9 protein-coding genes and 1 rRNA gene are annotated in these 12,595 nt (G+C 53.4%); 3 read left to right on the forward strand and 7 right to left on the reverse strand.

Translation table 11 applies throughout. The features are described 5' to 3' along the window. The 7 genes from E0L35_RS22435 to E0L35_RS22465 form a co-directional block, all read right to left on the reverse strand. Positions 1-117, reverse strand: a 16S ribosomal RNA gene (locus E0L35_RS22435); the annotation flags it as partial. Positions 118-473: 356 nt separating this feature from the next. Further along, positions 474-1,466, reverse strand: coding sequence for an adenosine deaminase (locus E0L35_RS22440; RefSeq protein WP_138801480.1), 993 nt, complete (start codon positions 1,464-1,466; stop codon positions 474-476). A 27-nt stretch (positions 1,467-1,493) separates the two neighbouring features. Beyond that, on the reverse strand, positions 1,494-3,224 hold the full coding sequence (gene cydC, locus E0L35_RS22445) for a thiol reductant ABC exporter subunit CydC (RefSeq protein WP_009286905.1): 1,731 nt from the start codon (positions 3,222-3,224) through the stop codon (positions 1,494-1,496). Further along, positions 3,221-4,894 carry a thiol reductant ABC exporter subunit CydD gene (gene cydD / locus E0L35_RS22450; protein WP_138801481.1) on the reverse strand — a complete coding sequence of 558 codons (1,674 nt, stop codon included), beginning with the start codon at positions 4,892-4,894 and terminating at the stop codon, positions 3,221-3,223. Before cydD ends, cydC begins: the two co-directional genes overlap by 4 nt. A gap of 3 nt (positions 4,895-4,897) precedes the next feature. Continuing rightward, the gene (gene cydB / locus E0L35_RS22455) at positions 4,898-5,899 is read right to left on the reverse strand and encodes a cytochrome d ubiquinol oxidase subunit II (RefSeq protein ID WP_009286907.1); all 1,002 of its coding nucleotides are present in this window, start codon (positions 5,897-5,899) and stop codon (positions 4,898-4,900) included. 2 nt (positions 5,900-5,901) lie between these two features. Continuing rightward, positions 5,902-7,317, reverse strand: a complete 1,416-nt coding sequence (locus tag E0L35_RS22460) for a cytochrome ubiquinol oxidase subunit I (protein ID WP_009286908.1) — start codon at positions 7,315-7,317, stop codon at positions 5,902-5,904. A gap of 275 nt (positions 7,318-7,592) precedes the next feature. Beyond that, positions 7,593-8,570 (reverse strand): calcium/sodium antiporter, encoded by a 978-nt coding sequence (locus E0L35_RS22465; RefSeq protein WP_138801482.1) that lies wholly within the window; start codon positions 8,568-8,570, stop codon positions 7,593-7,595. Positions 8,571-8,915: 345 nt separating this feature from the next. On the opposite strand from E0L35_RS22465, the gene E0L35_RS22470 reads away from it, so the two are divergent. The 3 genes from E0L35_RS22470 to E0L35_RS22480 are packed head-to-tail and all read left to right on the forward strand — an operon-like array spanning position 8,916 to position 12,562. Further along, positions 8,916-10,289 carry a paraquat-inducible protein A gene (locus E0L35_RS22470; protein ID WP_249362177.1) on the forward strand — a complete coding sequence of 458 codons (1,374 nt, stop codon included), beginning with the start codon at positions 8,916-8,918 and terminating at the stop codon, positions 10,287-10,289. Then, entirely contained in the window at positions 10,282-11,967 is a 1,686-nt protein-coding gene (gene pqiB, locus E0L35_RS22475; protein ID WP_022523274.1) for an intermembrane transport protein PqiB, read from the forward strand. The genes E0L35_RS22470 and pqiB overlap by 8 nt, the downstream gene beginning before the upstream one ends. Before the next feature lie 10 nt (positions 11,968-11,977). Next, complete coding sequence (locus tag E0L35_RS22480; RefSeq protein WP_022523273.1) at positions 11,978-12,562, forward strand: ABC-type transport auxiliary lipoprotein family protein; 585 nt, start codon at positions 11,978-11,980, stop codon at positions 12,560-12,562. Positions 12,563-12,595: the final 33 nt, after the last annotated feature.

The raw sequence follows: 12,595 nt of genomic DNA on the forward strand, positions 1-12,595 counted from the left end.
TACTCACCCGTCCGCCGCTCGTCAGCGGGTAGCAAGCTACCCCTGTTACCGCTCGACTTGCATGTGTTAGGCCTGCCGCCAGCGTTCAATCTGAGCCATGATCAAACTCTTCAGTTTAAGATCTATGTGATCCTTACATGTCACCCGAGGGCAACAAAAGCGGATCAAACTTGGCTCAAGGTTCAAACGAATTCATTCAAAACAGATATCAAAGGACGAATCCTTTAAAACCTTATTGCTTGAGTCGCTTGCCTTGATATTTGGTGATTTGTCACCAACGTCAGCAAGCGCCCACATGAATTACCTGATCAAATTGTTAAAGAGCTAGTCGATGAGGCCGTGCCCCGTTGACGTGTGCGTATACTACCCGATTCACCGCCAGGGTCAACAGCGATTTGAATATTTATGAGTAAAAACCTAGCACTGCATCTGATTAAAACAGCGCCTAGTCTGTGTGACTAGGCGCTGTAATGCTATACCCCAGCTAAACGAGCGAGAAGTTCTTCGCGTCGGCCTGGGCTAGTAAAGGCTTCCTCAATGGCGTTGCGGGTTATCTGACGAAAAACCGCCTCATCCCAGTCAAACGCATCGGCGCAAGCAATGTGATTGGTCAACATACCGCCACCAAAATAGGCGGGGTCATCCGAACTAATGGTTACTTTGAGCCCTTCAGCCAAAAGCTTGGGCAGCGGATGATCACGCAAATCCTCTACTACCTTTAAGCTGACGTTTGAAAGTGGGCAAACCGTTAGAACAATCTGTTCACTGCGCAAACGCTCAACTAGCACATCACTTTCTAAACAGCGCACCCCGTGATCAATGCGCTGAACATCAAGGATATCCAGGGCTTCTTTAATATAGTCTGCGGGGCCTTCCTCCCCGGCATGAGCCACGCGCACAAGCCCAAGCTGCTTAGCGCGCTTAAACACCTCAACAAATTTTACCGGTGGATTATTGTGCTCAGCACTATCCAGACCGATAGCATCTAGCATTTTCCAATAGGGAGCGGCTTGCTCAAGTACATGCAACGCCTCCTCTGCGGGACGGTCGCGGAGAAAAGCCATAATCATGCCGATAGAGAGGTCGAGGTTATCCTCTGCTTCCTGCTTAGCTTTTAATAGCCCAGCCATTACCACTTCAAGCGGCACACCACGCTGTAGGTGCGCCTGGGGGTCAAAGTGCATGTCGATATGCACAACACCCTCCTCCCGCGCGCGCTTGAAATAATCCATCGCCAGGTCGTAAAAATCTTCCTCGTTACGCAGCACACTCATGCCCTGAAAATAGAGATTCAGGAACCCCTGCAGATCATTGAAGTGATAAGCATCTTTGGCTTCTTGAACTGTCGTATAGGGCAGTTCAACTCCATTGCGCTGAGCTAGCGCAAACATTAACTCTGGTTCCAGCGAGCCTTCGATATGCAAATGGAGCTCTACTTTAGGAAGATTGCGTAAAAATTCGTGCATGGAGGGCTCCTGGCTATCTCTTATCAATTAATCAATATCGCTCATTACCGATTCTTTAAGTGCGAACTGGCTAAGTCTACCGGCATCTAAATGCCAGTGGTACTCGACCCCAGGCAATGGGTTCAGTGAACCAACTTGATGGACAAAGAATATAACCGTTCGATTAAGCAGCCATTGATCCAGGGAAGCCGCAAGGTGGTTTGCCGTCACCGCATCAACGCCTGCAAATGGCTCGTCAAGAATCACCACTTGAGGACTGCAAAGCATTAGCCGTGCTAATGCCAAACGCCGACCTTGACCACCCGATAGCTGCTGGCCTTTTTCGCCCACCGACGTGGCTAAGCCTTTCGGCAGTTGCTCAACCCAACCATCCAAGGCAACGGCCTTCAATACCTCCCAGAGGTTTTCATCGCTTGCGGTGGGGTTGGCAATACGCAGGTTCTCAGCAATAGAGGCATCAAACAGATCCACCTGCTGAGTGAGCATAGCAAAGTGATTAGCACGGCTTTCGACCGAGAGCTGCCACACTGGCACGCCACCCACCATCGCCTCACCCTGAGTTGCTTGTAAGCGTCCCATCAACACACTGGCTAAAGACGATTTTCCGGCACCAGAATTGCCGGTAATCACCGCTCGCTTTCCAGCGGGTAGTTGAAAATTAATACACCTTAGCGCGGGCTCTAATGTTTGCGCATAGCGCAGAGAGAGCTGATTAACCTGAACGCTGAGATCAACATCTTCAGGTAGCGTAACAACAGGGGCAGCCGACGATGAATCGCTGGTTAGCGCATTTAACCGACGCACCGCTGCATAGCTAGCGCCCAGCTTGATAAAGCTAGCAGGTAGTGCGATAAACGCCTCATTCACCCCCAGCACTATCAATGCAACCATCACCAAAACAGGGCCCGTGACCAGCTGCTGGCTAAATACCAGGCTAGCGAACCACATAACTGCCACTACCATTAATCCGCTTATGACACTCACCAGGCAGTTTATTAGCGCCGCTTTACGCCCCAAGCGGCGCTGATTGCCGAACGCTTGCTGCTCTTGAGTCGCGATCATCGTCCGGTGCCACTGGGTCGTTTGATAGCTCATCAACTCAGCCGAGGCCTGTACTTGGTCGACCACTAGGCGGCGCAACGACTGCTGGTCAACCACCTGCTGATAGCTTTGCGAAAATCCCCAGGCAGCCGCTAACAAGGTCGCTACCAGCCAGAGCAAGCCCAGCGTCACCGCCATCAGCACGGCAATGCTGGGTAACCAAATAGCCACAAAAAGCGACACAGCCAATACACCAAGCAGCGCCACCAATGGTGGCACCAAGAGTCGCAGATAAAAATTATCCAGGGTGTCGATATCAGCCGTTAAACGGCTCAGCCAGTCGCTGGCACGCTCACCCTGCAAGCGAGCGTCGTCGAAGCGTGTTAAATGGCCGAATACCCGATAACGCAAGTCGGCAAGCAGCGTTAACACCGTATTATGGTTATACAGACGCTCAACATAGCGCGCGATAGTGCGCGCCAAGGCGAAGAAACGAATGCCACCACCGGGAACATAAACATCGAGCCGCGCAGGAATACCCAGCGCTAAAGCGATACCGGTCAAAGCACTAGCGGTAATAAACCAACCCGACAACCCCAGCAGCGCAAGCCCGGCCATCAGGGTGACCCAAACCAGCAAGGCGCCCACCAAAAAGCGCCTGCGGCGGCGCACTAAGAGCAGCAGCCAAGGGCGGAAGTCACGGTAAATAGCCATCATGAGTCCACCTCTACCAGTTCACCCTGTTCAAAAGCCAGATGGCGTTGAGCGGCGGCGATCACGGCCGGATGGTGGGTCGCTATGACCAGGGTGCGCCCCTCTTGGGCAAGCTCAAGCAAAGCAGCCATCACGAACTGCTCTGTCTCTTGATCTAAACTCGCCGTCGGCTCATCTAACAGCACCAACGGCGCATTGCTAAGATACACTCGCGCGAGGGCAAGGCGTTGAGCTTGGCCACCCGATAACCCTACCCCACGCTCGCCGATTAACGTATCCAGACCCTCGGGTAGCTGAGTTAACAGAGGCCCAAAACCAGCGCGATGGAGTGCGGCAAGCATTTCTCCACGGGAAGCTTCGGGCGCCGCCAACCGTAGGTTATCGATCAAACTGCCGTGCAAGAGACAGGGCTGCTGATCCAGCCAGGCATAGCGGCTACTTTCTTGTCGAAGGTACTTGCCAGCGCTTGGGGCGATAAAGCCCGCGAGCAGCGCTAACAGCGTTGACTTGCCGCTACCGGAGACACCGCTAAGCACCACTACCTCACCCTGCTGAATGGTGAGATCGATAGGGCCTATCACTTGCCCACGGCTAGGATAAGCAACGCAAGCAGCCTTTAACTCAATGGCCGACCTATCTGACCGCGGAGCCATATAGTGATGCCCACTCACCAAACTTGGCTGATTGAGGATATTCACCACGCTCTCGGCGGCACCGAGTGCCGCCGCGCGATCATGGTAATGCTGAGAAAGCGTGCGCAGCGGTTGGAAAAATTCAGGCGCGAGCAGTAACACCGCTAAGCCCGAAAAAAGCGTCAACGATGCTGCCGGCCCGTACTCGATGTAGCCCAGCAGGCCGAAACCGACATACATAGCCACAACCGCAATCGCGACCGAGGAAAAAAACTCCAGCACTGCCGATGAGAGAAAAGCCAACCGAAGGGTACGCATGCTAAGACGTCGATAACCATCCGTGGCATACCAAACATCCTGCTGTGCGGCTGACGTACGGCCAAAAAGCTGCAGTGTGGTCATACCGCGCACACGGTCAATAAAATGCGCTGACAATCGCGATACCGCAACGAACTGGTCGCGATTAAGGCGCTCAGCCCCCATGCCGACTAATGCCATAAACAGCGGAATTAACGGAGCAGAAAGGAGCAGAAAAACAGCCACCAAGTAATCTAGCCAACCCGCCACCACCAGTATCAACAGCGGCAAGCAAAGCGTAATCCGTAACTGGGGATAAAAACGCGCGAAATAGCCTTCCAGCGCATCGATATGCTCGACCACTTGGTTAGCCAGGGAACCGCTGTGCTCGCTGGTTAGCCAAACCGGGCCTAGAGCGGAAAGTTTATCCAACAGCTGAGCTCTTGCACGCTGTCGAATTCGCAGGCTCGCCTCCAGGCTTAATGTTTCATGCCCCCACTGAAAGGCAGCGCGTAACAGCACACTGCCCACCAGAAGGGAAAATATCGGTAATAGAGAAATGGGTGATCGATGATGCACCACTAGCTGATCAATAAGCCACGCAAGCCCAACCACCACGACTATCGTTTGACTACCTGCCAACACGCCACAAAGCGCTGAACCAAGCAGGCGTTTACGCTCTCCCTTAGCCAACGCTTGCAGCCAACTGCGCGGCGTAAGAGAAAGCGTGTCTTCAGTTACCATGAATCAGTGGTATCCCTCGCCTACACGTACCTTGCCGCGGAACACCCAATAGGTCCAGGCGGTATAGGTCAATATAATCGGGATAACGAATACCATACCTACCAGCAGGAACAGCTGTGACTCCGGCGAAGAAGCCGCATCCCACAGCGTATAATCCGGCGGCACGATCACCGGCCATTTACTGACGATCAGGCCTAAATAGGTGAAGACATAAATGCCGATAGTGGCCAGGAAAGGCACCCCTTCACGCCGTTTTTGCACCGAACGGAAAACCACAAAAGCGCAAGCCAAGGCAGCAAATGGGAAAACCCAAATCAGTTGAATATTGCCGAACCAGCGCTCCCAGACCAAAGGATTCACAAACGGCGTCCAGAGGCTAATCACCGCAAAAACAAACAGCACCAGTGCCAGCAGCAGTGGAGTGATTTTATAGGCCCAATCCTGCACATGCCCCTCTGATTTCAGTATTAGCCAAGTTGCTCCTAACAGCGCGTAGCCTGCCATCAAGCCAAGCCCCGTTAGTACCGAGAAAGGCGTTAGCCAGTCAAAGGCACCGCCCACATAGGCAAAATCTTCAACCGGAAAACCCTGGATATAGGCTCCTACCACGGCACCTTGCGCAAAGGCGGCAACCGCCGACCCCCAGCAAAAAGCGCGGTTCCACCAGCGGCGGTTACGGCGAGATTTAAAGCGAAACTCAAAGGCTACGCCACGGAAGATCAAGCCTGCTAACATTAAGAAAACGCCGATGTAAAGCGCAGGCAAGAACACCGAGTAGACCAGTGGGAAAGCGCCTAATAGCCCAGCCCCGCCGAGCACTAGCCATGTTTCATTGCCGTCCCAAATTGGCGCCACCGAATTCATCATCACATCCCGAGCATCTTCATCGGGAGCAAAGGGGTAGAGAATACCCAACCCCAAATCAAACCCATCCATAAGCACATACATCATGATGCCGAAACCGATGATGAAGGCCCAAACTAACGTTAGATCAAACATTTCCATGTCTAGCTCCTCACCGGGTCAACGTCATCATCAAAAGGTGTATGCGCCGCCGACATAGGCCGCATGGGGCGCTTGAAGTTCTCGTCGGTGGTTTCGCGTTCCTCTTCCGGCAGCATGCCGTTACGCACCACACGGGTGAGGTAATAAATGCCCGCGTAAAACACCACGCCGTAGACCAAGGCATAGCCAATCAGCGTAAACAGCGCCATAGGGCCGGTGAGCGACGGGGTTAAGCCCTCGGCATGGGTCATCATGCCGTACACCAACCAAGGAGAACGGCCTGACTCTGTGACGATCCAGCCCGCCAAAACAGCCACAAACGGCATGGGAATCATTGCCGTCAGGCCTTTTAAGAATAGACGTTTGTCATAGATACGCCCTTTGCGGCGCAACACCAGCCCCGTCAGCGCCACCGCAATCATTAGCAGACCAATCCCTACCATAACTCGGAAGCCCCAGAAGACGATCAGCACTGGCGGCTGCTCTTCAGGCGCCGCTTCATTAATCCCCGGCACCTCCCCATCAACAGAGTGAGTCAAGATAATGCTGGCCAAGTTCGGAATAGCCAGCTCAAAGTGGTTGGTTTGTGCTTCCTGATCAGGAATGGCAAACAGCAGCAGCGGCACATTGCCAGAGGTTTCCCAGTGCCCTTCCATGGCAGCCACTTTAGTCGGCTGGTGCTCCAGGGTGTTTATGCCATGAAAATCGCCGATGACGGCCTGAGTCGGTGCCAAAAAAAGCAGCAGCCAGAGGCACATAGAGAGAGCTCGGCGATTCGCTTCCGGGTCTCGATCGCGCAACAGAAACCAAGCACTCACCCCAGCGACAACGAAGCCACCGGTCAAGAATGAGGCAACGGCCATATGCATAAAGCGGTAAGGAAACGACGGATTAAAGATCGCCTCGCTCCAGGAGGTCACGTGGAAGCGGAAGTCAACTAACTCTACGCCCGCAGGGGTATGCAACCAGCTGTTAGCGGATAGAATCCAGAAAGAAGAAATAAAGGTGCCCACCGCCACCATAATGGCAGCAAATAAATGAACCCCTTGAGGCACCTTACCGCGGCCGAATAGCAGGACGCCCAGGAAGGCTGCCTCTAAGAAGAACGCGGTGACAACTTCATAGCTGAGCATGGGGCCGAGGAAATTCGAAGAGGCCTGGGAAAAGTTGCTCCAGTTAGTACCAAACTGGAATGACATAACGATGCCTGACACCACCCCCATCCCAAAGACAACGGCAAACACCTTTGTCCAGAATAGCGAGAGGCGATCCCATGCAGGGTTCTTCGTTGTGAAGAACAGACCATGGAGCAGCGCAATATAAGACGCTAGACCAATCGTAAATACGGGGAAGATAGCGTGAAACGACACAACGAATGCAAATTGCAATCGCGATAAAACCAGCGGATCAAGTTCCATTTCACTCTCCTAAGACCTGAATCGATATCCCATCAATGGGCTAACACAAGCTTAGTTGAGCCTTTATGGCAGTGCACTTTTAGTTATAAGCACTAAGCTTATTTCTTTACGCTAGTTTTTTACACTACTATCCCTGCGTTACTTTGCTTCACGCAACTTAGCTTCCGTCACTAGCGCCCCTCTTGGACAGCCATTGTATTACAGTAGCCGGATGTCCAAGATGGGTCGCATTGACGCACCAATTACCCTTGCGGTGCGGTATGGCAAAGTAGGCACTATCGCGACATAATAACGACGCTGACCATATAGCTGGTGTACGCGACAAACAGCGCCAGCAGAATCCCCCCCTCCAAGCGATTAATGCGCCGCGGGCGACCACGCCAAGAAAACGCAAACAGGATCATCAGCAGCGTCATACCGGTCATCACGCTCCAGTCGCGCACGAGCACCTCTCGCCCCGCCTCAATCGGCGCAATGACACCGGCGAGGCCGACCACCGCCAAGCTATTAAACAGGTTAGACCCAACCACGTTGCCTAGCACCATATCGTGCTCTTTTCGACGCAGGGCAGTAATCGAGGAAGCAAGCTCAGGGAGCGACGTCCCGATGGCGACTACGGTCAAACCAATAATCAAATCGCTCACACCAAAGCGCAGTGCAATTTCAACGGCTCCCCACACCAGAAGCCGCGAACTAGCGATAAGCAGCACCAACCCCACCAGCGTCCACATGATGGCTTTACCGCGAGACATCGGCTTGCTATCCAGGGTTTCAGCGACCTCAGATACCAGCGCATCGTCGGACTGATTGCGAGAACGCAGAATGCTCACAACGATAAAGACAACCAATGCCAGCAACAGACCAACGGCCTCCCAACGCGCGACGAATCCATCCAGCAGCATTAGGCCCGTTGCTAACATGACCAGCATCAATATCGGCATCTCTTTACGGATAACGCTAGAGTGCACAGACAGTGGTGCAACAAGGGCTACCAAGCCGAGAATTAAACCGATATTGGCAATATTTGAGCCGTAGGCATTCCCCACCGCCAAACCTGGGTTTCCATCCATCGCCGCCAGCACAGACACCATCATTTCCGGCGCCGAAGTACCAAACCCAATCACCAGCATACCGATCAATAGGGGTGACAAACCAAGCCAACGAGAGGTTGCCGCCGCACCGTCGATAAATTTCTCGGCGCTCCAAACCAGTAAGATCAATCCAACTACAACGGCTAATGTGGGAAGCAACATTTCATTTCCTTCATGACATAATGATCGGTACTGTTTATAGGTTGTGCTTCTGAGCAACACTTCATTGCAACGGCAGTAAGATGCTATTGCTAGCAATGCCTGCCACTATGATGGCGACACTAGCACGTAAACCTGACGCGGAAGTACGCGGCCAATCAGGTCGAATCTAACTGTTCGCCATTGCGCCGCAGCATCGTTGTCTAAACTAACCCATTGGTCAAGCGGCTAGACTATGTTTTTAAACATTATTTCAGTGACATAGACTTGCTAAAATGCGTGTTTGACATGCTTAATCCGCCACATCCTAGTAGTTTTGCTAGGGGTTCGCACTGAGAGTTTTGGTTTTTGCGCCCACAAAAATTGATTAAGCGCCGTCCACTGCCCGTCAACGCCCCCATTGTTGACAGCTTGCCGCCTGAGGTTAGAACTCAGCGACGGCGTTTGCGTGCCTGCCACGAATGCGACTGGGTATCCGCGCTACCGCCGTTAAATTCTGGCGAGAAAGCAAGCTGCCCACGCTGCTCACACGTGTTGGTTAAGCGCCATCGCTACCCCGCTCAGCGCAGTATGGCCCTGGCCATCGCCTCGCTTGTCGCACTAATGCTGGCAGTGTCGTTTCCGTTTATTAGCTTTACGGTCAGCGGCGTAAGCAACCGCATCGAGCTGACCCAGACCGCCACCACACTGATTGGCTTTCACCAACCCGTGGTGGCTATCGCCGTTATTATGACCATAGTGGTGCTGCCAGCCGTGTATTTGCTTGGCGTTCTTTGGCTTCAATTTGGACTACTTCGCGATCGCCCCATGCCCTTTAGTCGCGATATTGCACGCTCACTGGCGCATTTAACGCCGTGGATGATGGCCGATGTCTTTATTATTGGCGCCTTGGTGAGCCTGATAAAAATAGCGGGCCTGGCCGATGTGGAAATAGGTATCTCCTTCTGGGCGTTTTGTGCATTTGCGCTGCTGTTGCTGATGACAAGCCAGTCCCTGGATGCCGATTGGATGTGGTTCTCGCTTGAGGGAGAACCACTGGCTCCCGAAGGTACCCGGACAGGCCTACCCGCTGGTGAACAAGGGCTGACCGGCTGCCCAACCTGCGGACTGATTAACCGCCTATCGCCCCAGGGCCGTGGGCATTGCATTCGCTGCCATGAAAAGCTTCATCAGCGTCTTCCTAACAGCTTGCAACGTACTTGGGCACTGCTGGGCGCCTCTGCCATTATGTATATTCCAGCCAATATCTACCCCATTATGACCACTACTAGCCTAGGCAACTCCTCGCCTTCTACGATTATTGGTGGCGTTGTTCAACTGATCCAGATGGGCTCCTGGCCGATCGCAGCGGTTATCTTTATCGCCAGTGTTATCGTACCTGTAGGTAAACTCGTTGCGCTAACTTGGCTTTGTTTGGTGGTTAAACGTAGCAGTGCGCTCAATGCTCAAAGTCGCACGCGGCTGTATCGTCTAACAGAGTTTATTGGTCGCTGGTCAATGGTCGATGTCTTCGTGGTGGCTATCTTAGTGGCACTGATTCGCGCAGGCTCCCTGATGTCGATTACGCCAGGCCCTGCGTCGCTCGCCTTCGGCGCCGTGGTTGTGTTAACCATGCTTGCAGCAATGACCTTTGACCCGCGCTTAATTTGGGATACCCCTCTTCCACATCGTCACCCTCTTCTTCGCCGTAAAGCGGCCACCAAGGAACCTGTTGATGGCTAACGAAACAGAATCGTCAAACACTGACCCGATTAACGATCAGGAGCTAAATAAGGCTAAAACATCGCGCCAGACCAGGTTATCGCCCATTTGGGTGGTACCGATCGTCGCGATTGCTATTGGGTTATGGCTGGTTTACGACAATTACGCTAGTCGTGGAACCCAGGTGACGCTGACCATGGAGAGTGCTGAAGGCATTGAGGCGGGCAATACGCTGATTCGCAGCCGTAATGTTGAAGTAGGCCGCGTACAAAGCGTGCGCCTGTCTGACGACCTTTCCCATGCAGTGCTGACCGCTCGTATTCAGCCGGAAGTGGAGGACCTTCTGCGCGAAGATACCCGCTTTTGGGTGGTTAAACCGCGCATTGGCCGTGAAGGTATTAGTGGGTTGGGTACCGTGCTCTCTGGCGCTTATATACAGCTTGAGCCAGGCACAGAGGAAGCACCACGGCGAGAATTCCCCGTTAGCGATATCCCCCCTGTTGCACCCGCTGGCCAAGCGGGACTGCGTCTTAGCTTGACGAGCCAGTTAGGTAACTCACTACGCGTCGGTGACCCGGTCTCCTATCAGGGCTACACAGTGGGACGCATCGAAGAAAATAGTTTCGAGCCTGAGTCACGCACCATGCAACATCAGCTATTTATTGAGGAGCCATATACAGACTTAGTCACCGACAGCACTCGCTTCTGGACCTCTAGTGGTGTCGATTTCCGCTTAGACGCCGACGGCGTTCGGGTTAACGTTGAGTCATTGGAAGCGCTGCTGGGTGGCGGCGTTACTTTCGGCGTGCCCGAAGATCTGCCCATGGGTCAGCCGGTTGAAGCCAACACACGGTTCACTCTCTACGCTGATGAGGATGCCGCTCGGGAAGGAACCTTTAATCGTTATTTGGAGTATGTACTGCTGGTCGATGAAACGGTACGCGGACTCTCCAAAGGCGCACCGGTAGAGTTTCGCGGGGTACGCATGGGCACCGTTGCCGCCGTACCCTGGAACTTTACCGCTCCGCAGCCCGACTCACGGGCACGCTTTGCCATCCCCGTACTGATCAGAGTCGAACCTCAGCGCCTAGGGATCGAAAATAGCGATATTGACCTGGAAGAGTGGAAGGCGAGATTCCAACGCATGTTCGGCCTCGGACTACGCGCCTCGCTAAAAAGTGGCAGCCTGTTAACGGGCGCTCTGTTTGTAGACTTGAACTTCCACCGCGACCTTGCCGATGAGTATGTCGCCGAGCGCTTCTCAGATCGAGATGTCTTCCCCACCGTAGCAGGCGGCTTTGCTCAGATACAGGCCCAGGTAACCGATCTACTTGAGAAACTAAACGCCCTTGAGGTTGAACCGCTGTTAACCGGTTTGGATAGTAACCTTCAAGCTTCTGAGAGCATGCTGAATGAGGTTCGCGACGTGAGCGCCTCTCTTAATCAATTGCTCAATGATCCTGAAACCCAGGCTGTGGGCGGCAACCTCAACGCAACCCTGGAGGAATTGCGCAGTACGCTACAGGGGCTATCGCCGTCATCGCCGGCCTATCAAGAGCTGACAACCGCCATTGAGCGACTGGATCGCTTGATGCGTGACCTGCAGCCTTTGACTCGCACGCTAAACGACAATCCCAGAGCACTGTTGTTTGATAATCTGGATGCTCAAGACCCCATACCGCGTGCGCCACGTGATTAAGGAGCGAACGATGTTTACATGGATGAGATATTCACTGCTGCTGATCTGCTTGTTGCTATCCGCCTGCGCCAGCAGTGTCACGCCCCCCGCTCGCTATATGCTGCCAAGCGACCCATTGGCTAGCACACCCCGCCAGCCCGAGGGTACGCTTATAGTGAGCGCACCACGGCTAGCCCACTACCTGGATGTCGACGGCATTGTGATGCAGCTAGACGACATTACACTGAATGCCGCTCGGGAACACCAGTGGGCAGAAGGCTTAGGCAGGCAATTAGAGCGGAGAGTGCGCGCCAATCTATCCAAAGCGTTGCCAACACTTAGGGTTATGCGTGGTGAAGGTGATCAATCCAACGCCCTCACCCTGCGCCTGAACGTAGATCAATTCCAGGGCCGCTTTGATGGTATCGCCGTGGCTAGCGGCCAATGGCAATTGCTCAACGATGCCGGCGAGCTGTTAGAGATGGAAACTTTCTATGCCGAAACGCCTCTTGCAGAAGATGGCTATCCCGCCCTGGTGCGTGCATTAAGTGATAGCTGGGATCAAGCTGCCGAACTTATCGCCACTAAAATACGTCAGGGCGATTATTTTGATTAATCAGTGCTTTTCTAAACTGAGTTTGCTGCACTA

Source organism: Halomonas sp. ATBC28 (assembly GCF_005937175.1).
GTDB classification, from domain to species: domain Bacteria; phylum Pseudomonadota; class Gammaproteobacteria; order Pseudomonadales; family Halomonadaceae; genus Vreelandella; species Vreelandella titanicae.